Genomic DNA, 23,712 nt, shown 5'->3' on the forward strand with positions numbered 1-23,712 from the left:
GGCTATTTTTACCCTCCGAAATTAGTAGCTGAGATGATACGATGCCATCGTTTTTGGATTTTCAACGCTACTTGAATGCCTCTGGAATATTTTCGCATTGGCATTCGCAGTCCCAATTCAATGGCTTTTTTTTCGCCTCAAACCACTTGCACCCCTCCGAAATCCAATGCTTCCTTTTCTTGCTAGCGCTTAATGGAGTGCAATCTTCGTAGCCAAACTCTGTACCACAGCATGGACATATTTCCCATGATGGATTTTCTCCATCATCGCCCCATGGAGGTGTTGCCAATTCATAGCCACAAACTCGGCAGTTATTTCTGTGCATTGAAATAGTCCAGATTGGTTGAATACCCGTGTCGAGTAGGGTTTGGTTTAAACATCGTCTTCGGAGCCCCATCTTTTGTTTTTACAGCAAAAGTATTCGTTGATGGGTCGTAATACAGAGTGTCGCCATTCGAGCGCTTTTTTACAAACGTTCCTTCCGGTGGATTGTTTACGAAATCGCGCGCAGCCTGAACGTATTGCACCGAATTTTGATGTCCTGGGAATTCGTCATTGTGTTTCGTCGAATGATTGTATGCATTTTCAACTGACGTCTTATCCTTTGTGGAGGACCAGAATTTACTTTTCTCTCTATCTTCGCTTTTAACTGCATTCGTAATGTAATCAATTAAACCCTTCGCCTGATCCGGAATGATCGCCGTAATCCAGTCACTCACCGTTTTAGCATCTAGCATCGGATAGATCAGTGGCCGGCCAGCCATGATCGTCGGATCAAGCTGCGTCGCCGGATCGGCAATGACGCCATCACCTTTTTGCGCCTGCTCCGGGCGATACCCTGGCAGCTTAAACGGTGGCAGGCCTGAGCCCAATGGAAACACCAGCGGTCCGGGTGGCGGCAGCGCCACCTGATTATTCTCCACCTCAGTCAGCCACCCATCGCATTGACGACGGTGCTGGGGGCACCGGATTACGTTGTGTGACAGGTGGCTGCCAACAGTCGCTGCTGGTGGCGCGCAGCTCAACAGCGTGCTGACCATCGCTTACTTCGATCGGCTGGGTGTCCCCCCGACTCTCATAACCCTAACTTCCTGAACCCCTCAGTCCAGACCCGCATGCCGGGTGGTGTGGAAGGGGGACAGCCTTATGGCCATCCCCTATGTCGATTTACGTGAATAAGCCCAATTTATATAGCCATACGCAAGTAATTGTTAAAAACACAATGCATACCGCCCCCCAATAAATTGCCTTTTGCAATTTACTCAATTTTTCATACTGTCCTGGCTTAAACGATGGACCAGCCATAGTATATTTTCTCCTACTTTTATTTTGGATTAAATCCGTACCCAACAGGATTAATGGCGGCTCCCGGCGGGAAGCTAAAACCATATTCAATAGCAGTTTGGCCACCATAAGCATAAGAAATTCCGCCACCAGCACCAATTGCAGGAATCATTGGTACTGGCACAAAGTAAGATCCATTGGCTGCTCCTCCGTTTAAGAATGAATTGATCTCTGAGCCAGAGGATCCGCCTACTATTTTTCCGAACGTTATGGAAATACCTGGCTTTATTGAGTAAACAGGAATCGGCTTTCCTAGTGCCCACGCAGTGAATATATCTCCATTGTGAAAACTCACTGTAAATCCGCCAGATGCAATATAAATATTGCCTTGCATCGACACATAATCAGGAGAGAGGGGACCATACAATGTCTTTGACATCTCCGTTTGAGCTTGCAACACCTCTTTAATCTGCTCATCCGTACACGTCCTGTTTCCACATACCCGGCTCACCAAATCAACCTTGAGTGCATTGAGCGGATTACGCTTGCTTTCTACCACCTGATTATTCTCCACCTCAGTCAGTCCAGCACTCACCGTCGTCGCAGCATTTGCTCCGGATACCGTAGCAATTCCAGCCACCAGACTCGTCACAAGATTCTCACGCGCCTGCCGGTCCTGTGCCGACATACCCGTCGTCGATCCCATCAACGAGCCCAGCACCGAACTCACCGATGCCCCCAGCGCTCCCGCTCCACAACCCTGGCGACTGGCCGCCGCGCCCGCGCATCCGACGATGCCATGCAGTGCCGCCCGCGCGCTTTCGCTTTGCATGCCATCCACGAGCCGTTTTACTTCGCTGGCCGCCAGGCCCTGGACGTAGTTCACCGTGGCGTTCACCGCGAACTGGCCCGCGCTGCCCGTCACGTTACCGCCTGCCGCGACGCCCAGCGCGGTGATTACTCGCCGGTAGCTACCGCCAGGTCCCCATTCGGCGTTGATCTGGCTGGCTTTCTGTTGCGCCTGTGCGCGTTGTTCCGCGCTCAGGCTGGGATCATGCGCCGCAGTCGTGGCGGCATCCGCCTCCTTCGCACGGTTGTTAACAAACGTCCCAATCTGGTTCACGAACTGGCTGGTGATATCGAAGCCCGCTTCGATTTTGTTTCTGTCGAAGATCGGGGCCAGTGCTCCGCTGGTGTTCGAGGTGTCGCGGCTGATGCTGGCCACAGCTTCACCGGCAGTTTGCCCAGTTAGCGTTTGCTGTTTCTCTCCGTCAGTGAGGTGAATCACGCCCCCACTAATTGCACTCTTCGAGCTCGCATCGGCCTCGCCAGAAGTCCCCATCACGATGGGCGGAGCCAGCGAAACACCGTCGCTGTCTGGCAGCGTCGTGCCGGGTACGGGGTTCACATTGGTCGCGGTGCCTTGCTGGGTTTTGCCGATATCGCCGCCATTGCCGCCATAGCCGCCACTCAGCCCGACCGACGAGCCGTGGTATTCCGCATGGTTCTGGATATCGGAGTGCGTGAGCGTGGCCGTCGTGAGCGTGTTTTTTGCAGTATCCGCACTGCCCGCGATATACGCCCCCCGGAGATCCGTATTACCCCCAACCTGAATCTGAAACCCGCCTTCGCCTGCCTTGATTCCGCTCTGCTCAGCCACACTCGCGTAGTCACTGTTGAGCCGGTTCTGGCTGAAGTTGCCCGATACGCTCGATGTGCCGTAGCAGATGGGGGGCACGCATACGCTCACCGAGATCCCGCCGCTGGTCTGTTTCGCGTCGTCGTGCCGGGTGTCCTGCACGCTGTGGAGATTGAGGTTGCCGCCGACATCTGCGATAACGCGCTGGCCAGCCGCGCTCGCGCCGCTGAGCGTGGTGTCGCCACCGGAGTGCAGCGTGAGCGTATTGCCCGCGTTGACGTGGGTGGGGGTCCAGCTTGCCGCGCTGCTGTTGCCGTGGCCTTGGGTGCCGGATACCCCGGCCTGGAACGAGATGCCGTTGCTCTGCCCGAGGCCGAGGGTGACGCCGATGCTGCCGCTTGAAGCGCTGTTGTCGTTACGCGTGCGGCTGGTGTTTTGCGCGGCCTGGAGATTAATCGCGCCTTGTGCGTGCAGCAGCGCATCGCGGCGGGCGGTGATCTCGCTGGCGCTTATGTCGAGGTCACTGCCCGAAACGATGCGCACGCCGTGGCCTGCGCTGACGGTGTTGCCTACTGCGGTGTTTAAGGACTCCGAGGTATTGCTGTGACTGTGGCTGGTACCGAGCGAGAGGTTCAGGCCAATGCCGCCTGCCTGGGCGGGGTTGCTTGCGATAGCGTCGTAGGCGTTCTTGCCCGCGAGGCCGGTTGTCGCGGCGGCCAGCGCGGTGAGGCGGGTGTCGTTCCCTGCGCTATTCCGGCTTTGCTGGACGTCATGGCGCATCTGGTTCGCGGTCTGGGCGGCGGCGAGCACGGGGCTGCTGAGGCCTGCGGTAATCCCGGTCTGGCTGAACGTGTGCTGCTGCTTGTGCGTGGTGGTGTTATGCGTGGCGTCGAGCGTCACGCGCTGGCCAGCGAGATTCACGTCCTGGCCGGCATGCAGGGTGCTGCCGGTGAGGTGTAGCTGGTTGCCTGCGATGAGGGTCAGGTTGCCGTTGAGCGAACCGGCCGTGCTGCCGGTGTGCAAAACCTGGGTGTCCTGCTGGGTCTGGGTCGTCTTGCGTGTGCCGATCGAATAGCCCTGGAGCCCGCCATCAAGCTGGTTCAGCGGATTGAGCCCGGAGAGGAAGCCGTATTCGTGTTTGCGGTAGCCGTTCTGTGTGGCGTATGTGTCCTGTGCGGTGGTGAGGTTCACGTTGCCCTGGGCGGCGAGTGTGACGTCGTTAGTGCCTGCGACCTGGCTGCCCTGGAGGGTGAGGTCGTGTCCGGCCCGAAGCGCGACGGCCTCGCCCGAGACGGTGCTGGCTACGCCGAGGCTGGTCTGTGAGGCGTGCTGCTCGCGGGTACTGGAGCCGTTGATGAGGCTGCCGCGTCGTGAGGCGGTGGCGGAGTCGGCGTTGTGCTGTTCGCGGGCTTCGCTGATGTAGACGTCGCCCGTGGCGGCAATAGTTGCTGCGCCGCTGCCTGCTGCCAATGAAGAACCGGTGAGCGTGACGTTGCCTTTGCCGGGGGCGGTGCTCACGGCCGCGAGTGTTGCGTTGCCGCCTGCGCGGATGTTCGTCCCGATGGTCTGTTCGTCGTAGCGGCGGTCGGTTTGCTGACGGGTTTTGTCGTCGGTGGCGATGTTGTTATAGGTCGTGGTGTTCGTGACGTTCGTTGCGCTCAGGTTGCCACCGGCGATGGCGGCCAGGTCGCCACCTGCGTTGAGCGTCGCGCCATTGAGCGCCGTGTCGTTGCCACTCTGTAATGCGAGGCTTCCGCCTGAAGTGAGGGCGCTGGTCTGGTGCATCGTGCTGGAGGCTTCCCAGTGATGGTCGGCATGCTTTCCCAGCGACTGTGATGTGTCCGACTGCACGGTATCCACCGTGATGTCGTGGCCCGCTGTGATCTGCGCGTTGCCGCCTGCAGCGATGCCCGCACCGTGAACCGCAAGGTCATGGCCTGCCATCACCAGCAGGTCCCCCGTCGCAGCCATCGTGCCCTGTGCGCCGGGCAGGCTCTGGTTGACTTGGCTGTGGCCTGCGCTCGAATGGATGCCCACCGTATCCACCAGCGTCGTGTTCACGATGTCATGTCCGGCGAGCACCGCGACGCGGTTGCCCGTGATGCGGCCTGACGCGTTCACCACGTCATGCGTCGCGGAAACCATGGTCGTGCCGGTGTCCATGCTGCTGCTGATTGCTCCACCCCGGTTCAGGATGTTAGTCGCGGCGATAACTGTCTGCGTGCCGCCCTTGATGACGCCAGCGTTCATCGCACTGCCCGTGGCGCGGATCTCCACATCATCGGCGGCGATTAGCGCTCCGGCCGGCTGCAGGTCATTCGCGTGCGTTTGCGCCAGATACACCACCGGTGCGAGCACCGTCTGCGTCGTGCCATCGGGCAGCGTCACCGTCTGGTTCACCAGCCAGACAATATCGCTGGTGAGCGCTGCCATCTGCGCGGCGCTTAACGCAAGGCCGGGTTGCAGGTTGAATGCCTGCGCAACACGCACGCCGCTGTTCATCAGCGCGCGGTATTCGTCCTCGTGGCTGGTGTAGCCCTGGAGATAAACCCGGCCGGTGAGCTGGGTGATCTGGTTGCGTACCTGCCAGGCTTCGTACACGCCATCGCCCAGACGCTTGATGGTTTTAGACGGGTCGAGCCCGAGTGCTCCCAGCATGCAGTCGCTGGAAATGAAGTTTGCGTAGCGCGTAAGGCGGGGGTCAGTAATGACCAGATATGACGCGCTGGGGGCGGAGTTAACGGTGTACAGCCCGCTCGATGGCAGGGTGATCGTCAGTGCGCCGCCAGGTCCGGCGATGGATTGCGGTGCATTCACCGTCTGTGTCTGCCCGGTGGCCAGATCAACCGTCTGCGTACCTGTGCCGCTGATGCCGCCCACGACGCCATTCGCCCCCAGCGTGCCACCGGTCGCGCCGGTGGCTGAACTGGTGGCCGTCACGTTTGTGTTGCTGATATCAGTCGCGCTGATTTTTACAGCGTGGTTGGCGATGATCGTGCCACCCGTACCGCCAATAGCAACAGGCGTGAGCACCACCGATGGCTGTACCACCGGACCACGGTCACGTGCGATGTTCTCGTTCCAGGCGTAGGTCGAAACGATGTCCTGCTTCTGGTGCTGGTACAGCGTCTGGCCGGTGTTGTTGACCAGCGTGCCGCCGTAACTGCCGCTCGCCACCTCGCCAGTCGCGTCAGCACTGCCGATCTGGATTGAACCGCCTGCGGCCATCGCGCTGTGCAGGTTGTTCAGCGTGCCAACGTTGGCGAGCACCATCTTGCCGCCCGCGATGATCTGCGCCTGCTGTGCCTGCGGGCCAGTGACCCTGTCCTGCTGGGTGGTGGTGGTCGTGTCGCGGGCGATTTCTACACGCTGGTAGCCCTTGTGTGCGTCGTTGTGTGACGCGTATTCGGTTCCGGGGTCGTAGTTGATGTGCGGGTCGTAGCCGTCCCAGTAGCTGACGCTGAGCGTGCCGTCAGCGTTGGGGGTGAGCGTGTTGTAGTAGATCGTCAGTGGCTGGCCGTTGCGCTGTACGACCAGTGTGCGGTCTACCGCGTTCGGGCCGCTGGTTCGGTTAAGGACATCAGTGCTACTGAACGTTTCATTCAGCGGATGGCGGTAGCCGTTGTCCCACATCGCCTGGGTGCAGTGGCCCCTGTCGGCGTTGCCGGTGGTGCAGGCGAGGTATTTGTCGCGTTTGGTCTGGTGAGCGGTCGTCACAGCGGTCGTGACGGTTTCGATGCGGGGTGCGGGGCGGGTGTTGGTCAGCGTCTGTGTGGCGATCTCGATCCTGCCCTGGGCTTCGATGGTGGACTGGTCGTTCGTCACCGAGTGCGTGCGATGGATGAGCACGCCGTTTGCATCGCGTGTGCTGTCTGCGGCGAGGTTGATGTCGCCCAGGCTGAAGAGGTTTGCACCGCCGGTGCTGGTGATCCTGCCCGGCGAATACAGGTTCAGTTGCGAAGCAGCAGCCATCACAGCCGCTGTGCCGCTGCTGGTGATGACCTGGCTGGCGTTCAGCGTAATGGTGTTGCCGATGATCGTTGCGGTGTTGAGCAGCGAGGCGCTGTTCGTCGTCACGCTATCGCCTTCGATGCGGCCTGCGTTAGTAATCGTGTTTAGCGCATTGAGCGTCGTGGTCGAGGCGTTCAGGTGCGCGCCTGCCTGGTTGTCGAGGTTCGTGGCGTTCAGCGTGAGCGCGTTTACCGCGCCGAGCGTGCCCTGGTTCGTCAAGCGGCCCGCTGTCGTGAAGGTCAGGTTGTGGTTGGCCTGAATCGGGTTGCTGCTGGTGAGCGTGTAGTCGCCGTTGAGTGTGATGGAACCGTCGTTCCCGGCGATGATCCGGCCGTCGCCAGTGAGCTGGTTTGCCGTGATGGCCAGGTCCTGTTCGCTGCCAATCGCGCCGTTCTGGTTCGTCAGTGTGCCGGTGTGGATGGAGACCGGGCCGCTGTCTGGATGTGCTGCGCTGGCTGATGAAGTTCGCTGATCGTTGCCGATACGGCCTGCGGTGTTGTCGAGCGTGGCGGTGCTGAGCGTGATCGCGCCGTTGCCGTGGATCGAGCCGCCTGCATTGATGAGCCGCGCATGAGGGCCGTTGAGCATGACGCTGTTCGCGCCGGATAGTGTGGCGTTCGTGTTGTCTGCGAGCTGGGTGATGCCCAGTGTGAGGTCATGGCCGGATATGAGCTGGGCACCGCTGGTGTTCAGCAGCGTGTCTGCGTGCACGCTCACGTCACCATTGCCGCCGATGGTGCCTGCGCCAGCAACACCGCCTGCGTTGCTGTTCGTGATGGTGGCCGCGCTGAGCGATGTCGTACCTGATCCGGTGTTGGCAATGCGTCCGTTTGTGTTGTCGAGGGCTGTGGCGGTGAGGGTCAGTGTTGACGACCCACCGCCTGCTTCAATCTGTCCACCGGTGTTGTCGATGGCGTCCTGTGCAGACACGGAGACCGTACCGCTTCCCTGGACCAGGCCTACGCGGTTATCAAGCGTGCTGGCGGACTGCAGCATCGCTGAGCCGCTTGCGGTGATCGTGCCGCCTGCATTGCTGATGCGGTTGCCCGACACCGATACGTTGCCGTTGCCACCGATCAGGCCATTGGCGGTATTCGTTATTGCGCCGCTGGCGGTGACAGTGGTGATGCCGGTGCCGCTGTTCGAGAGGGAGCCGCCATCGTTGGCGAGCGACTGTGCGGTGACCGACAGCGTGCCGTCCGCCTGGATCGTGCCGCCTGTGTTGTTCAGGATGCCTGTGCTTGTTAGTGCCACATTTCGTGCACCGGCATAGCCGCCCGCGCGGTTGTCGAGCGAGCCCGTATCAAGCGTTATGTGATGCTGTGCGGCCAGCTTGCCGCCGCGATTCGATACCGCGTCTGCGTGGATGTCGAGTGCGCCATTCGTTGCCAGCGTGCCGCGGTTGTTTGACAGGGTGCCTGTGGTGACTGACAGCGTGCCGGTGCCAGCACTGCTTAACCTGCCGCCGTCGTTGACCAGCGCCGCAGCATTGAGCGCGAAGTTGTCGCTGTTGCTCTGGAGTGTGCCGGATGTGTTGTCGAGTGTGCCGCTGACATCAAGCGTCGTTGTGCCGGTGCCGGTTTGTGTGAGGTTGCCGCCGTGGTTGATGAGGTTCACCGTATGCAGCGTGAACTGGTCTGCGCTGAGGTTGCCGTGGCGGTTATCGATGGTCGCGGCCGTCAGTGTCGCAAGATGACCGGCCGTGATGGTGTTTGTATTTGTCAGCGTTGAACCAGCGCTCAGCGTGAGATGGCCGTTTGCCGCCAGCGTGCCGCTGCTGAACAGTGTCTGCGCCGCGTGGGCAATCAGCGACTGCACGGCGGTAATCGAACCGGCGTTGGCGATTTGTCCGGCCTGTACGGTCACATTGCCGTTGCCACCGATGGTTCCGCCCGTGCCGCCCGTGCCACTTGCATCACCCGTGCCGTTGTTCAGCAGGCCGCCAATCGCCAGCGTCAGCGCATCCGCCCCCAGCGCGGCAACATGACCACCGGTGTTGTCGAGTGAACCTGCATTGATGGAAAACGCGCCTGCGGCCTGTAACGTGCCGCCCTGGTTCTGCAGGCCATCGGCTGTTGCGATCTCAAGCGTGCTGCCCGAGCGTATCTGGCCATTGCGGTTGCCCAGTGCACCCGCTGTGATGGCCAGCGCACCATCCGGGGACAGCACGCCGTTGTCGTTCATCAGCATCCCGGCTGCGTGCAGGTTTAGCGCGCCACCTGATGTCGTGGTTGCACCTGACAGGTTCAGATCGCCACCGCTGGCGCGCAGGGCCAGCGTGCCATTGGCCGAGGTGCGGCTGTCCGCGAGATTGAGCGCCGCGCCATTCAGCGCAGCATTCCCGCCCGCTGCATTGCGGCCTGTCGCACTGAGTGTGCCGTTACCTAGTATCACCAGGTCACCAGCGTGCGCGAGACTGCCATCGCTGTTTACACCAGCGCCAAGCGTGCCCGTCGATGCCACATTGCCTGCATGGATGACGGTGTTCTGCCGCGCGGCGAGCATGCCGCTATTTGTCAGCGTGCCTGAGGTCTTGACGCTGAGATTCTGTTGCGCGTAAGTCGTACCACTGTGCTCGATGCCTTCGCGTGCAAAGAGACTGAGATGGCCGCTGGCATTAGCCTGTCCGGCAAGAACCAGCTTGCCTTCGGTGGTCAGCGTTAACTCACCCGCCTGCGCCGCGAGCACACCCTGAGTAGACACCCCAACGCCATGCTCATTGCCAACCAGCATGATCCGGTTCGCGTACATCCCGCCTAACTGGCTCACGTCGATCGAAACACCCGGCACCGGGCCATCACCCGCGATCGCCGTGGCACCGAGCGTGTCGTGATCGACGGCATTTGCCCCCGCGATGACGTTCAGGTTTTTAGCGTAGATCGCCGCGTTCGCCTGCACCGCGCGCGTAATCAGATCGACCTGATCGGTCGCCCCAGCGATCAGCCCCGCACCCTCGATGCGGATATGGCCGCGGCTCACGCTAAAACCCGCAAGCGAGCCATCCGGCGCGAAGTTCGGCGTGCCAGTGCTCAGAATCGCGCGTGACGTGTTGATAAAACCACCGCCATTCACGCTAATACCCGAGCCATTCGCAATTACGACTTCGGCACGCGGCCCCGCCACTTCGAGATACCCGTTGATCTGGCTCGCCGCACGGCTGTTAACCTGATTAACAATGACCCGCGCAGACTGGCCCGGCCCGAAGTTAGGATTACCGTTGATCAAACCCGCCTGCTGCGTCTGCACGATCACCGGCGAGTTGTTCAGAATCGCACCGACCGGCGAGTTGTTCAGAATCGCACCGCGCCGGGGCACATCGAACTGGCCATAGGTATTCAGCGACACCCCGGCACCCGAAGGCCGGTTGAGGTTCACCTGGGGCAAACCGTTTTGCGTCTGGACCACCGAAGGCGAATACACCCCACCCGGAACAATCTGCGCGCGCGAGAGCGATGGCAGTGCGAGCGTGAAGGCGAATGCAAGTGCAGCACAGACGCTCGGCCTCAGCGCAAAAAGCACATCGCGTGATTTTTTACCGCGTACGGCGATATTTAGCGTGTCTCTCGCCTGTCCACCCACTACCGTAGCGGTCCCCTCGATAGCCGCCGACATCCCTCTCAGCCGGCAGCTCAGTTGCGTATTCAGTCGCCCACCCAGCCAGCCATCTCCCAACCCGTGTCTCTTCCGGTTCATTTTTCTGCTTCGCATTACGGATTAATTAACCGGCCGTAAATTAGCTGAAATACCGTAAGTGATTTGTTGAAAATAAGTAAATTTTTGCGCCATTCCGGCTGATGGAATCGGCTTCATTGACCATCTTGTTCAATTTTTGGCGAACAGAATGCCGCCCAACGCACCACGATCCCCCATGCGCCGCCCCCCCCCAAGCAACGGCGTGAACACCGGAGTCAGCGGTTCTAGCATCACCGATAACTCACGGATATCCAGCCTGTATCAACAACGTTTAACTCAAATGCGCGCCTTGGCGCAGCTCCTGCAATGCCGTCAAGATCGCGTCGATCTCTTGCAGGCTCTCTGCTGTAACGAACTTCGATGTAGCAGCCAGCGTCTTCGTGAGCTGCGCCAGCAGCAAACTAAAATCCAGATCCGCCGCAACGACTTGCTGGCCCGTTACTGTCAAGTTATTGAGCGCCAGATTTATCTGAAATTTTTGCAGATCAAGCTTGACCGTGTGTACGCTCGGGCCTGTTACCCCCGTCTCGCCCGCTGGCAATTTGTGCTGAAAACGACTGCCAAGTGCCTGAATTATCAGCTCTTCATTTTTACGCTCTTTGTTCAACACTTCATTTTCCGCAATTTTCCTGCTTACTATTTCATCATGTTCTGCAATCGCGTTAAGGTTACTGTTCGCCAACCTGCATTTTTCATCTTCATCCAGAAATTTTTTCTTTATTTTTGGCAATTGATTTTTCCGGTGCTCAGACGCGACTTGATTCACATAAGCCACGTCCTGATTCTCAACAATTTTCTCTGCTTTCTCAGCAATTTTTATTTGGCCATTGACGATTAAATAAAACGCGATGATAGCTTCATTCAGTTGGTGATATTTCTTCGCTTGCTCATCATTGGCAGAAGATATGACATACAGCTCGCTGAAATCCTTAAAACCAAAAGCCTTAAAATTATCTAACACAAGAATCAGAATCGACTCAGCCTTGCTTTTTTCGCACTCTTTTACCACGGCACGCACCAGACTCTGGGTCAGATCAGGATTGTCTTTCAATCTATTTTTCAATTCATTCGGTGGCATATTTTTTAATTCATTAAGTTCTTTCCCCGCAACAATGCGGTTATGCGCACCAGTAACTTTATCAATAACGAAAATTCCTCTACCGCGATTCAATTTTTTATTTTGAATCGCACCATCATTTTTTCCCTCAATCTCATTCTGAAGCGGCTTGATTTTGGCTTGCGTAATTTCTTGTTTATGCCCATCTGTTTTACGCACATCTGTTTTACGCACACCGCCAGAAGTCGATATCTGCTTTTTTATTTCTTCTTCGTGAAGCCCCACCAAAGCAGAAGTGGTGGTAGTAGTAGAAAAATTAATTCCGACAGCCTTATTCATATCAACAACCTTCCACTCAATTAACTTAAAAAATTATGCGCCGGCTGCCAAATCCAGTCTTGTGGCCAAAACACCATAACGCGTTTTATTGCCGCCTGATTAAGTAACTACCCAAGCCTCCAAGGTTCCCCCAAAACAGGATTAATTCAGCCTGGCATCACCTTCCCTCGTCAGTTCCCCCATGACGGCCTCATTCCAGCGCGATGCCGGATTCGTTCTATGGCCGCGAATAATGGCCGCGTCTACTAAGCCTCATCGGGACACTCCCCCAGACACCTCGCCGCGCCGCCATTACATGCACCAACCTCCTGAAGGACCGCTCTCATGTCCGCTTCCCACCCCGCGTTATCCGCTCACCAGGTCAATGCCGCCGCGCGGCTGGAACGCCTGCCGTTTTCCCGTTATCACGGGACGATCTTCATCATCATTGCCATCGCCTTTTTCTTCGATTCGGTTGATCTCGGCACGATGACTTTCCTGCTCGGTTCGATCAAAACCGAATTCGGCTTGTCGAGCACGATGACCGGGCTCGTCGCCAGCGCCAGCTTCGGCGGCATGGTGCTGGGCGCTGCCGTCGCGGGCTTGCTGGCGGATCGTTTCGGCCGCCGCCCAGTGTTTCAGTGGAGCATGGTGCTGTGGGGCGTTGCGTCGTATCTGTGTTCCACCGCGCAATCGGTCGAAGCGTTGCTCGTGTATCGCGTGCTGCTAGGCATTGGCATGGGAATGGAGTTTCCGGTTGCGCAAACCTTGCTGGCCGAATTCGTCCCCACCGCTTCACGCGGCCGCCTCGTCGCGTTGCTGGATGGCTTCTGGCCGCTGGGCTTTATCACTGCTGGCATCGTGGCGTACTTCGTGCTGCCAGCGTTTGGCTGGCGCACGGTGTTCGCGCTGCTGGCCATTCCTGCGGTGTTCGTGCTGCTGGTGCGCCGCATCGTGCCTGAATCGCCACGGTGGCTGGAGCACCGCGGGCGGCTGTCCGAGGCGCAAACCGTGCTGGCGCAGATCGAAACCAAAGTCATGCAGCAAAAGCGCCTAACCTCGCTCCCCTTGCCAGAATTACCCGCCTTACCCACTATGCCCGCGCCCCTCTCGGCCCCTGCGCGCGGCAGTGCATGGCGCGAGATCTGGAGCCCCGCGTATCGCTCGCGCACGATCATGGTTTGGACTTTATGGTTCTTCGCACTACTCGGCTTTTACGGCCTGACCTCCTGGCTCGGCGCGCTACTGCAGCAGGCGGGCTTCGCGGTGACGCAATCGGTGCTGTACACCGTGCTGATCTCGCTCGGCGGCATCCCTGGGTTTTTATGCGCAGCGTGGCTGGTCGAACGCTGGGGCCGCAAGCCAACCTGCATCGCAGCGCTAATGGGTGCAGGCGTAATGGCGTTTGTCTACGGCCAGGCCGCGTTGCACGCAGGCAATGTGACGTTGCTAGTCAGCGCTGGGCTGGTGATGCAGTTCTTTTTGTTCGGCATGTGGGCCACGCTCTACACCTATACGCCCGAGTTATACGGCACGGGCGCGCGCGCCACCGGGTCTGGCTTTGCCTCGGCGATAGGCCGGGCCGGCTCGCTGATCGGGCCGTATGCGGTGGGGGTGATCTTGCCGTTGTCTGGTCAGGGTGGCGTGTTCGCGCTGGGTGCGCTTTCGTTCGCGGTGGCAGCGCTCGCCGTCTGGATCATGGGCATCGAAACCAAAGGGCTGGCGCTGGAATCGCTCGCATCATCCGCACGGCATAACGCCGCTGCGCCATCTCCAGTGGCCGCAGCTGGTCAGCAACACTGAGCCAGGCAGCGCATTGGCGTTACCCGCCACGCATAAGTAGCCGCGCAAATGGCCGCTATACTCCGCGCTCCTGAACTATCTCAAGCGCGCCTTATGTCGACGATTCCCGCCTGCCCTCAATGTGCGATGGAGCACACCTATATCGACGCTGAGCAGTACATCTGCCCCGACTGCGCACACGAATGGCCCATCGTCCAGACCCGCGCGGATGAGGCAGACGACGCAAGCGTCAAAGATGCCAACGGCAACGTGCTGGCCAATGGCGATGCCGTAGTGCTCATCAAAGATCTGAAAGTAAAAGGCTCATCCATCACGCTGAAGATGGGTACCAAAGTGAAAAGCATTCGCCTGGTAGGGGGCGATCATGAGGTGGACTGCAAGATAGACGGTGGCAGTTTTATGCTAAAAGCGTGCTACCTGAAAAAGGTATCCGCATAAATTCACGCGCTCGTCTTGTTTTTTTTCGCTCAAACCACCGCTGCCTCTATGTCTGTTCCTGACGAATTGCTTGCCCATACCCCCACCTCATCTGTTTGCAAAGTTTGCGGCAGCGCCGCTGCGTTATATGGCGTAACGGACTTCAACAAAAGTTGCGGAGAAAACGGCGGCCACTATTTCCCGCTATCGGGCATCCCGGTTTATTACCACCAGTGCGGCCACTGCGGCCTGGTTTTCACCAATGCCTTTGATCGCTGGAGCCCGGCGCAGTATGTGCAGCACATCTATAACGACGATTACGTGCTGGTTGATCCTGATTACGTCGATGCGCGTCCCCGAAGTTACGCTGACTTTGTGCAGCAATTCGTGCGCAAAGCACACAACCCAGCGTTGCTCGACTACGGCGGGGGCAACGGCAAGCTAGCGGCGTTGCTAGCCGAACAGGGTTTCAACGCCCATAGCTGGGATCCGATTGCCGACTCCGGCTGCGCTTTGCCCGCCCTCGCTTCGTTCGATCTCGTCACTGCGTTCGAGGTGATAGAACACACGCCGGAGCCGCTCGCCACCACACGTCAGGCCCTCAGTTTTCTGCAAGACGATGGCGTGATGCTGTTTTCAACCCTGACGATCGACCACCTGCCCCCCACGCGGCGCATTACTGGTACATCGCACCGCGCAATGGCCACATCACGATTCACACCCGCCGCTCGCTTGAAATCATGTTCGGCGCATTCGGTTACCGCCTCCATCACTTCGACAACGTCACGCATCTGGCCTTGAAACAGGCCCCCGCCTGGCTGGATTAGTCACACACCAAACACGACACACAGCAGCCAGGCGCTGGCGGCCCGTTCACGCTTTAACCCGCCAGTTTCACCGGCACGGGCCGTGTCAGCAAATCGACATACAGATCGAAAAAGCGGGCGTTATCGAAGCGCTGTACCACCGTCATCTTTTGCAACCCCGCAGGCGGTGACGTCGCATAACCAGTCGATTTGCCATCGTTCGCGCCGTAGCTTGAATCGACATCCACCCAGCGCTGCGTGGTTTGCGTCGCAAACGTCGGGTCGATCAGGTAGGCCAGCGTCAGCGTGTCCCAGACATTCGTCGCATACCCCGGATTAGTTTCGAAGCCGTTCTTGCCATCAAAGCCATAACCATTCAGTTGCTTGAACAACTGCGTGATGATGGTCTGTTTGGTGGGGTCATGCGCGACGCGCTGATACACCGCCGCGTCCATCTTCACCGTATTGGTCACATCCAGCGGAATCACCACTTGAGGGATCGGCAAGCGCAACACCATGCTCGCGGCTTGCGGATCGAACCACCAGTTGAACTCAGCCGTCGGCGTGGTATTGCCCGGCACATCAATCGCGCCACCCATGTAAATGATCTGCTTGATGAGCGGCACGATCTCGGGATGCTGGCTGGTGGCCAGCGCGATATTGGTCATCGGGCCAATCGCCAGCAGCGAAACCTCACCGGGGTTCTGCTTAACTGTCTCCACGATGAAATCAACCGCGCTCTTGCTTTGCACCTGGGTATGCGTAGCAAAACCATCGGGAGGCGCGACCAGATCGCTCTCCGACTGCGGTTCAGGTTTGCTCCATGCCCCGAGGTAGCCATCGCCACCGGGGTATTCAGCGAGTTCGCGCTGCACGGTGGCGAAGTCATGCGACAACGGATAGTTCGCACCGGCATACACGCCCACTTGCTTGTCGATACCTAAGCGCTCGACGGATTTCAATGCGTCAGCGACGCCTTGCTTGAGCCACTGGTTGCCACTCACAACCGTGATGCCCAGCACCTTCACCTGGCCGGTGGCCTGCAACTGTGCGGCCATCACGCCTAACTGGCCGTCGTCGCTCAAGGTGTTGTAGTCGCTATCGACGATGATCTTGGGTGGGCCAGGATTGTCCGTCACATGCGTGCCATTACAGCCTGCCAGTCCGGTCAGGCAAGCCAGCATGACGCTCCATCGCTTCATTGAATGCTCCATCGTGTTGTGGTTGAGAATGAGGTTGAGAAACGCAAAAAGCAAAGCGCACGCTTTGCTTTTTGTGTTTCATGCGCACGCGGAAAAACGCGTGCTGACAGCGCAATTATGGTTGATCTAAAGCGAATGAAAATTCAGACCCTCCCGGCGTTGCCGGATTTTTTATTTCCTGATATCCATTCGAACAAGCAGAATAATTCTGATAAAAAAATACCGCACCACCGACGAACAGACTAGAGCTACTAGCAATTAAAAAAGCATACTTAAAAGGTATCGGTGTATCCAGATCCCAGAGGGTCGCTCCCAGAAGCGTGAAAATCCCGGTACCCAGCCCGGCTGAAATCGCTGGAGTGTACTTCACGCGATTGCCTAATGAAATACCCAGATGCCATCCAGATTTAGATGCAGATTCAGTCTCGGTCTGTCGCGTGCCCCCTCGCGCATTCACGCCAATCGCACTAATTTCCACCATACAACCCCCACTAATAATTAAATAAATTCCGAATACAGCGAAATTAAACCTCGAGCACAGTCTGCTATCGGTCACGTCTGATTACTCTAATTCGCTGCTAAGTAACCAGACAACGCGCCTTGGTTCCATTTTCACGGTAATTTTTCGAAATTTATCCAATCAGCAACGGCACTGATGCATCCAGCATCATCTGGCAAAGATAATCCGCGAAACTCCGCCGCACGATCAGCTCATAGCAATCGCCCGGCATAGGCACCAGCACGATCGACGCCTTGAAGTAATGGCTCTGCGCGCACTGCCCTGGTGCCAGCACCCGGGGATGCAAATCCAGCGGGCAGCCTCGCGCCAGCACTTCACGCACCCGGCTGCCCGAGAGTTCCAGCACGGTGTAGCCACTCCCGGCATCCACCACCGCAGCAAATTGCCCTGCCAGCGCGGCGCGTAATGCGCTTTCCAGCGTCGCGCGCTGAGGCTGGTGCGAGCGCACCAGCCATTCGTCCGGGCCGAGCCACAACGCGTCATAGGTTGCGCCACGCGTCACGCTGTTGGGCTTGAGGCTCGGACGGCAGCCCGTCACGCTTTCGAGCGCCTGGACAAACGCGGCATCAGCCGCGTCGCCGCGCACCAGCACCAAGTCCACAAACGCGCGCTCACGCAAGCTGAAGCGGCTTGAAGCACTCGCCTGGTGAGCGCTGAGCGCAGCCGCCATACCAACCAGCGGCGAGACCTGTCCCGGCCCGCCGCCATAAGTTCCGGCCAGCGTGCGCACAGCGCCTGGTGTGCCACCCTGAGGCGGATTGCCCGTGTCATTCCACATGCTGCCGTGCTCCTTCAGTGTCATAAAAAACAGGGCTGGTGATCGTCGCGGCAACCTGCCGGCCGCTGGCCAATGGAATCGTCACCTGCTCACCGAGCTTGCCCAGCCCGCCCTGAATCAGAGCCAGTGCAATCGAGCGTTGCAGCACCGGGCTGTAATAACTCGAGCTCACGTGCCCGAGCATCGGCGCGGTACTTCCCGAGAACGGCCTGGCGACGATCTGGCTGCCTTCCGGAATCACCAGCGCAGCATCCTCAGCCAGCAAGCCGACAAACTGCTTGCGCCCTTCCTGCGCGGTATCGCTGCGCGCCAGCGAACGCTTGCCGAGAAAATCCTTGGTTTTAGCCACCAGTCCGCCCATTCCAAGATCATGAGGCGTGACCGACCCATCGGTATCCTGACCAACGATGATGTAGCCCTTCTCCGCGCGCAGCACGTGCATGGCCTCCGTGCCATAGGGGGTGATGCCAAACTCAGCGCCCGCCTGCATCAACCGTTGCCACACCGAACGGCCGAAATTAGCCGGCACGTTGACCTCATAAGCCAGTTCGCCCGAAAAACTAATGCGCATCACGCGCGCGCCAACACCCGCCACCGTGCCTGCGCGATAGCTCATGAACGGAAACGCCGCGTTGCTGAAATCAATCTCGTCACACACCTTTTGCAGCACCTTGCGGCTGTTAGGCCCAACTACAGCGAAGGTCGCCCAGTGATCGGTGACCGACGCCAGCCGCACCTTAAGCCCAGGCCATTCGGTTTGCAGCCAGCGCTCCAGCCAGCTCAACACACGTGCCGCGCCGCCGGTTGTGGTGGTCATCATGTAATGCTGCTCAGCCAGACGCACCGTCACGCCATCGTCAAACACCATGCCGTTCTCATCAAGCATCAAGCCGTAACGGCACTTGCCGACTTCGAGCTTGCTCCACGGATTGGTGTAAGCCCAGTTCAGCAGTTGCGCCGCGTCCGGGCCCTGGATGTCGATCTTGCCGAGCGTCGAAGCATCCAGCATGCCCACGCTTTGGCGCACCGCAAGGCATTCACGGGCCACGGCTGCATGCATCTCCTCCGCGCCGCGCGGGTAATACCAGGGGCGTTTCCAGTTGCCCACATCCTCGAAGAGCGCACCGTGCTCAACGTGCCATTCATGCAGGCAAGTCTTGCGCACAGGTTCGAGCCATTCGCCCAGTTCACGTCCCGCGAAAGTGCCGAAACTCACTGGGGTGTAGTTCGGGCGGAACGTCGTCGTGCCGGTTTCGGGCAAGGTCTTGCCCAGTGCCTGCGCCAGAATCGCCATGCCGTTGATGTTGCCCAGCTTGCCCTGATCGGTGCCAAAACCCATCGCGGTATAACGCTTGACGTGCTCAATGGATTCAAAACCTTCACGCACGGCCAGCAAAATATCGGCGGCACACACATCGTTTTGCCAATCAACAAACTGCTTCGGGCCACGCGCCGCCGCAGCCAGCGTGCCCACCAGCCACAGTGGCACCAACGGCGTGCTGGGGAGGTGCGCGACTCGCGGCGATGCTGGCCGCGCCGCAGTAAATCCCGCTGCGCGGGCCGCTTCAAGCCCAGCATCAAGTGCCAGAGGCAACGCGTGCGCCAGGCTGAATTCACCCGCAGCCGCACCGATGCTGCATTCCGCCTGAGCCGCCTTGCCCGGCACAAAGCACGCTTTCTCGTCATGCCAGTGCGCCGTGCCCCCCGACTGCGCGAACAAATGCAGCGCAGGGCTCCAGCCCCCCGACAGCGCAAGCAGATCACACGGCAGCTCAGCCAGCTTCGCGCCCACGCTAGCGCCCTGGCCTGACGCGCTGGGCAGATACGATGCCACCTCCACCGAGCTGACATGCCGCTTGCCGCGCGCCACGCTCACCACCGCGTTCGGCATCACCCTGACACCTGCACGGCGCGCCATCTCCGGCAGGCTCCCAGCGTTCTGACATTGCCCGCGAGCGTCCAGCACGGTGACCTGAGCACCGCAGGCCTTGAGATTGAGCGCGCATTGGTAGCCGTCATCGTTGTTGGTGAACACCACCGCGTTGCGTCCCGGCAGCACGCCATAGCGATGCACATAGGTCGACACCGCCGAAGCCAGCATCACGCCAGGCAAATCGTTATTGCCAAATACCAGCGGCCGCTCATGCGCACCAGTCGCCAGAATCACGCGCCGCGCCCTGATCTTCCACAACAGTTCGCGCGAGCCCTTGCGCAACGAAACCGGCAAATGCTCAGTCAAACGCTGCGTCACAGTGACCAGGTTGTGGTCCTGATAGCCAAACGCATTGCTACGCGTGAGAAGCGTCACCTCGGGCATACGCCTCAGCTCGGCCGTGATTTTCTCGACCCAGTGCAGCCCCATCAGCCCGTCGATCTCAACCCGGCGCGACAGCAAACTACCGCCCAATTCACGCTGATCGTCCACCAGCATCACCCGCGCGCCCGTCGCCCCAGCCGCATGCGCTGCCATCAATCCAGCCGGGCCGCCGCCCACCACCAGTACATCGCAATGGGCATAGCACTTGTCGTATCGCTCAGCATCAGGCTCCTGCGGCGCACGGCCCAGGCCCGCCGCCGCGCGGATCCGTCTTTCATACTTCGGCCACCATTTGCGCGGCCACATAAAAGTTTTGTAGTAAAAACCAGCCGGCAAAAAACGGGCGAAGTGCTGATTAAGCGCCATCCGGTCACGCTCCAGACTCGGCTCGGCATTCACACTGGTGGCGCTCAGCCCTTGATACAGCTCGACCTCAGTGGCCCGGGCATTGGGCACGGTATAAGCACCACACTCAAGCTGGACAATCGCGTTGGGCTCCTCGACGCCAGCCGTGAAAATGCCCCGTGGCCGGTGGTACTTGAAGCTGCGCGCAACAAAATGCACGCCATTAGCCAGCAACGCCGACGCCAGCGTATCGCCCTGAAACCCATGATAGGTACGGCCATTGAAGGTGAAGCACAGAGGCTGTGCGCGGTTGATCCGCCCACCCGTGCCCAGACGGTTTTTCTGGCTCATGGGGTAGTGCTCCCGGCTTGATTTATGGCTTGAGGTGCGCCCTCACTGCCTGCCTCACGCGTGTCTGCAGCGTGCGGCTGAAATGTTTCGTAGGCCAGAAATTCATACGTCACCGTATCGCGCGTCGCCTTGAACCAGCGGCGGCAACCCTGCGCATGCAGCCATTGTTCACGGTGCACACCACGCGGGTTGTCCCGCATGAACAGGTAATCCCCCCACTCCTTGTCGCTAAGCGCTTCTGGATTCAGCGGACGCATGATGTCGGCCTCGCCGCCACAACTAAACTCAGATTCAGCACGCGGGCCGCACCACGGGCATTCGATCAACAGCATGGGTTTCTCCGTCACAGGCAGGGGTATGGGTAGGGATTGAGGTGAGGGATTGCAGTAAGGAATTGATGCGGCGCGTCAGTGCGCGACAGCGGCAGCGCCGTGTTCGTCGATCAGATGGCCGGTATAAAAGCGCTCCAGCGAGAACGGCGCATTCAGCGGATGAGGCGAGTCCTGCGCGATGGTGTGTGCGAACACCCAACCCGACCCCGGCGTCGCCTTGAAACCACCCGTGCCCCAGCCGCAGTTGAAATACAGCCCTTTCACATCGGTCTTGCTGATGATCGGGCAGGCATCGGGCGAGACATCCACAATGCCGCCCCACTGCCGGTTCATGCGCACCCGTGAGAACGCCGGGAACATCTCGACAATCGCCTGCAACGTCCCTTCGATGATCTGGAAACTGCCACGCTGGCCAAAGCCGGTGTATTGATCGACGCCCGCGCCAATCACCAGATCGCCCTTGTCAGACTGGCTGATGTACGCATGCACCGCGTTGGACATGATGACCGTATTGAGCACCGGCTTGATGGGCTCGGACACCAGCGCCTGCAACGGATGGCTCTCCAGCGGCAAGCGCAGCCCAGCCATATCTGCCAGCGAGGTGGTATTGCCCGCCGCGACCACCGCGACTTTCTTCGCCCGGATCAAGCCCTTCACGGTATCAACGCCAGTCACCGCCCCACCTTCACGGCGAATTCCAGTTACCTGGCAATTCTGAAGAATATCGACGCCATACTGATCTGCACCACGCGCATAGCCCCAGGCTACCGCGTCATGCCGCGCCACCCCGGCGCGCCGCTGCAGCGAAGCACCCAGCACCGGAAAGTGGCTCTTCAGATTGATCTCCGGTTCAAGCGCCTTGATCTGCTCAAGCGTGATGAACTCGGCATCAATCCCATTGAGCCGGTTGGCGTTGACGCGCCGCTCGGTATCGCGCACATCCTGCAGCGTGTGCGCTAGATTCATCACGCCACGCTGGCTGAACATCACGTTGTAGTTCAGGTCTTGCGCCAGCCCTTCCCACAGCTGCAACGCTTTTTCGTAAAGTCCCGCCGATTCATCCCACAGATAGTTCGAACGCACGATGGTGGTATTGCGCGCGGTATTGCCACCACCGATCCACCCCTTCTCCAGCACCGCGACATTGCGCACGCCGTGCTCTTTCGCCAGGTAATACGCCGTAGCGAGCCCATGGCCACCGCCACCGACAATCACCACGTCGTATTCTTTTTTCGGCTCCGGGCTACGCCACTGGCGCGCCCAGTTCTCGTGATACGACAAGCCGTTGCGCAACAAACTGAAGATCGAATAGCGGCTCATCTGTCGGCTCTCTTTCGTTAGCATGCGAGCGCGTTCACGGCAACGCCGTCACGCGAAGGTGTCCAGTCCAGCGCTAACCGGGGTCTCTAGCGACAACGCCAGCGGCGTTATTCGCCCCCTCAGATAAGCATCCTGGTGCCGCCAGTACACCCAGGCAAAAAAAAACCCGATAGAACAAACACGCCATCCGGCTGGGATAGCGTCGCCACCGGCAGCCAACTTGCGCTTCTTCGATGATTGATGACGTAAAAACCCAGGTCAGCGCAGCCACAGTCCGCCACGCTGGGCTGATCCATCCCGCTGCGGCGAGATACACCGATAATGGCGCGACCGCGTAGAGCAGCATGCAGAGCGGCATCGCTCAAACCAGACGGAAGCACCCCAGCTCGACAACGCCCGCGCTCCCCCTCATCTGCTGCACCATGACCACCATCGCCCCCCTCCCCACTCCCACACCGCCACAACGCATCCGCTTCGGCATCGTGCTGCTGCCCAATTTCACGCTGACGGCATTCTCCGGCTTTGTCGACATGCTGCGCTTGTGCGCTGACGAAGGCGATTACAGCAAGCCCGTGCGTTGTTCATGGAGCGTAGTCGGCCACTCGCTAGCACCCGTGCGCGCCAGTTGCGGCATTCAGATTGCACCCTGGGAAAGCTTTGATGCCGCCGCGCCCTTCGACTACCTCGTCGTAGTCGGCGGCCTGCTGCATGCAGGACCACAAGCCAGCGACGACACGCTGCAGTTCATTCGCACCGCCGCAACAAGCGGCACCACACTCGTCGGCATCTGCACCGGCGTGTTTGCGCTCATGCGCGCCGGTGTGCTGGAGGGCCACCGGATCTGCGTTAGCTGGTTTCATTACTGGGATTTTCTGGAGCGCTTCGCGCATGCCGATGCGAACGCATTGATTGCCGACCGGCTGTTTGTGCTTGACCGGCGTCGCATTACCTGCTCAGGCGGACGCGCGACGATTGATGTCGCCGCCGCGATCTTGCTGCGCCACTTCGATCACGCCACCGTGCACAAAGCGCTACGCATCTTGCTGGTTGGAGAAAGGCAAAAAGGCAATGCACCACAACCACATCCACCAGGCCTTGAGCCCGCTACGCATCCGCTGGTGACACGCGCGATCTTGCTGATGGAACAACATGTTGGACGCGCATTGCCGCTGGACGAACTAGCCCGCAAGCTCGATTTATCACCTCGACAACTGGAACGGCTCTTCAAGGCCGCAACCGGCAAAAGCCCACAAACCTTCGCCCGGCAAGTGCGTTTGAGAACCGCCGCATGGCTGCTGACCAGCTCGGAGCGCACCGTCGCGGATATCGCCTCAAGTTGCGGCTTCTCCGATGCCTCGCATCTAGGACGCGAGTTTCGCAAACACTATGGCGTCGCGCCCGTCGCCTACCGCGATCAAGGCACGAGCGCGGCAGGTGCGCTGCTGGATGAAACGTTTCCGGGACGCGTGGAAGTGTTTTAGACGTGACGCTCATGCGTTTGCGTTTGCGTTTGCGTTTG

The 23,712-nt window shown here is 59.3% G+C and carries 14 protein-coding genes; 4 read left to right on the forward strand and 10 right to left on the reverse strand.

Annotation, left to right across the window (positions count from 1 at the left end; all coding sequences use genetic code 11):
- Positions 1-311: 311 nt before the first annotated feature.
- The 3 genes from GH656_RS16120 to GH656_RS16130 form a co-directional block, all read right to left on the reverse strand.
- Positions 312-1,040 carry a hypothetical protein gene (locus GH656_RS16120; protein ID WP_153077056.1) on the reverse strand — a complete coding sequence of 243 codons (729 nt, stop codon included), beginning with the start codon at positions 1,038-1,040 and terminating at the stop codon, positions 312-314.
- 284 nt (positions 1,041-1,324) lie between these two features.
- Positions 1,325-10,546, reverse strand: coding sequence for a hemagglutinin repeat-containing protein (locus GH656_RS16125; RefSeq protein ID WP_153077057.1), 9,222 nt, complete (start codon positions 10,544-10,546; stop codon positions 1,325-1,327).
- A 352-nt stretch (positions 10,547-10,898) separates the two neighbouring features.
- Positions 10,899-12,023 (reverse strand): hypothetical protein, encoded by a 1,125-nt coding sequence (locus tag GH656_RS16130; RefSeq protein WP_153077058.1) that lies wholly within the window; start codon positions 12,021-12,023, stop codon positions 10,899-10,901.
- 324 nt (positions 12,024-12,347) lie between these two features.
- Between GH656_RS16130 and GH656_RS16135 the strand changes: the two genes are divergently transcribed.
- From GH656_RS16135 to GH656_RS16145, 3 genes are all read left to right on the forward strand, one after another.
- Complete coding sequence (locus tag GH656_RS16135) at positions 12,348-13,805, forward strand: MFS transporter (RefSeq protein ID WP_153077059.1); 1,458 nt, start codon at positions 12,348-12,350, stop codon at positions 13,803-13,805.
- A 93-nt stretch (positions 13,806-13,898) separates the two neighbouring features.
- Positions 13,899-14,243, forward strand: a complete 345-nt coding sequence (locus tag GH656_RS16140) for a zinc ribbon domain-containing protein YjdM (RefSeq protein ID WP_153077060.1) — start codon at positions 13,899-13,901, stop codon at positions 14,241-14,243.
- A 48-nt stretch (positions 14,244-14,291) separates the two neighbouring features.
- Positions 14,292-15,023 carry a class I SAM-dependent methyltransferase gene (locus GH656_RS16145; RefSeq protein WP_153077061.1) on the forward strand — a complete coding sequence of 244 codons (732 nt, stop codon included), beginning with the start codon at positions 14,292-14,294 and terminating at the stop codon, positions 15,021-15,023.
- A gap of 79 nt (positions 15,024-15,102) precedes the next feature.
- Here the strand turns inward: GH656_RS16145 and GH656_RS16150 are convergent, their stop codons facing one another.
- The 7 genes from GH656_RS16150 to GH656_RS16180 all read right to left on the reverse strand — a co-directional run bounded on the left by GH656_RS16150 (position 15,103) and on the right by GH656_RS16180 (position 22,539).
- Complete coding sequence (locus tag GH656_RS16150) at positions 15,103-16,230, reverse strand: nucleoside hydrolase (RefSeq protein WP_153077062.1); 1,128 nt, start codon at positions 16,228-16,230, stop codon at positions 15,103-15,105.
- A gap of 115 nt (positions 16,231-16,345) precedes the next feature.
- On the reverse strand, positions 16,346-16,711 hold the full coding sequence (locus tag GH656_RS16155) for a hypothetical protein (protein WP_153077063.1): 366 nt from the start codon (positions 16,709-16,711) through the stop codon (positions 16,346-16,348).
- A gap of 151 nt (positions 16,712-16,862) precedes the next feature.
- Entirely contained in the window at positions 16,863-17,528 is a 666-nt protein-coding gene (locus GH656_RS16160; protein WP_153077064.1) for a sarcosine oxidase subunit gamma, read from the reverse strand.
- Entirely contained in the window at positions 17,518-20,541 is a 3,024-nt protein-coding gene (locus tag GH656_RS16165; protein ID WP_153077065.1) for a sarcosine oxidase subunit alpha family protein, read from the reverse strand. Before GH656_RS16165 ends, GH656_RS16160 begins: the two co-directional genes overlap by 11 nt.
- Positions 20,538-20,873 (reverse strand): sarcosine oxidase subunit delta, encoded by a 336-nt coding sequence (locus GH656_RS16170; protein WP_153077066.1) that lies wholly within the window; start codon positions 20,871-20,873, stop codon positions 20,538-20,540. Before GH656_RS16170 ends, GH656_RS16165 begins: the two co-directional genes overlap by 4 nt.
- A gap of 75 nt (positions 20,874-20,948) precedes the next feature.
- Positions 20,949-22,193, reverse strand: coding sequence for a sarcosine oxidase subunit beta family protein (locus GH656_RS16175; RefSeq protein ID WP_153077067.1), 1,245 nt, complete (start codon positions 22,191-22,193; stop codon positions 20,949-20,951).
- A gap of 73 nt (positions 22,194-22,266) precedes the next feature.
- Entirely contained in the window at positions 22,267-22,539 is a 273-nt protein-coding gene (locus GH656_RS16180; RefSeq protein ID WP_153077068.1) for a hypothetical protein, read from the reverse strand.
- 76 nt (positions 22,540-22,615) lie between these two features.
- Here GH656_RS16180 and GH656_RS16185 point away from each other — a divergent pair, with 76 nt between their 5' ends.
- A complete protein-coding gene (locus tag GH656_RS16185; RefSeq protein WP_153077069.1) occupies positions 22,616-23,674 on the forward strand; it encodes a GlxA family transcriptional regulator in 1,059 nt (352 codons plus the stop codon).
- Positions 23,675-23,712 lie beyond the last annotated feature (38 nt).

It is taken from the genome of Paraburkholderia bonniea, assembly GCF_009455625.1.
Taxonomy (GTDB): Bacteria; Pseudomonadota; Gammaproteobacteria; order Burkholderiales; family Burkholderiaceae; genus Paraburkholderia; species Paraburkholderia bonniea.

Bases quoted from the DNA above. Each gene is read 5' to 3' on its own strand.
- GH656_RS16120 (WP_153077056.1), bottom strand. From the start codon at position 1,040: ATGGTCAGCACGCTGTTGAGCTGCGCGCCACCAGCAGCGACTGTTGGC.
- GH656_RS16125 (WP_153077057.1), bottom strand. From the start codon at position 10,546: ATGTCGGCGGCTATCGAGGGGACCGCTACGGTAGTGGGTGGACAGGCG.
- GH656_RS16130 (WP_153077058.1), bottom strand. From the start codon at position 12,023: ATGAATAAGGCTGTCGGAATTAATTTTTCTACTACTACCACCACTTCT.
- GH656_RS16135 (WP_153077059.1), top strand. From the start codon at position 12,348: ATGTCCGCTTCCCACCCCGCGTTATCCGCTCACCAGGTCAATGCCGCC.
- GH656_RS16140 (WP_153077060.1), top strand. From the start codon at position 13,899: ATGTCGACGATTCCCGCCTGCCCTCAATGTGCGATGGAGCACACCTAT.
- GH656_RS16145 (WP_153077061.1), top strand. From the start codon at position 14,292: ATGTCTGTTCCTGACGAATTGCTTGCCCATACCCCCACCTCATCTGTT.
- GH656_RS16150 (WP_153077062.1), bottom strand. From the start codon at position 16,230: ATGAAGCGATGGAGCGTCATGCTGGCTTGCCTGACCGGACTGGCAGGC.
- GH656_RS16155 (WP_153077063.1), bottom strand. From the start codon at position 16,711: ATGGTGGAAATTAGTGCGATTGGCGTGAATGCGCGAGGGGGCACGCGA.
- GH656_RS16160 (WP_153077064.1), bottom strand. From the start codon at position 17,528: ATGTGGAATGACACGGGCAATCCGCCTCAGGGTGGCACACCAGGCGCT.
- GH656_RS16165 (WP_153077065.1), bottom strand. From the start codon at position 20,541: ATGAGCCAGAAAAACCGTCTGGGCACGGGTGGGCGGATCAACCGCGCA.
- GH656_RS16170 (WP_153077066.1), bottom strand. From the start codon at position 20,873: ATGCTGTTGATCGAATGCCCGTGGTGCGGCCCGCGTGCTGAATCTGAG.
- GH656_RS16175 (WP_153077067.1), bottom strand. From the start codon at position 22,193: ATGAGCCGCTATTCGATCTTCAGTTTGTTGCGCAACGGCTTGTCGTAT.
- GH656_RS16180 (WP_153077068.1), bottom strand. From the start codon at position 22,539: ATGCTGCTCTACGCGGTCGCGCCATTATCGGTGTATCTCGCCGCAGCG.
- GH656_RS16185 (WP_153077069.1), top strand. From the start codon at position 22,616: ATGACCACCATCGCCCCCCTCCCCACTCCCACACCGCCACAACGCATC.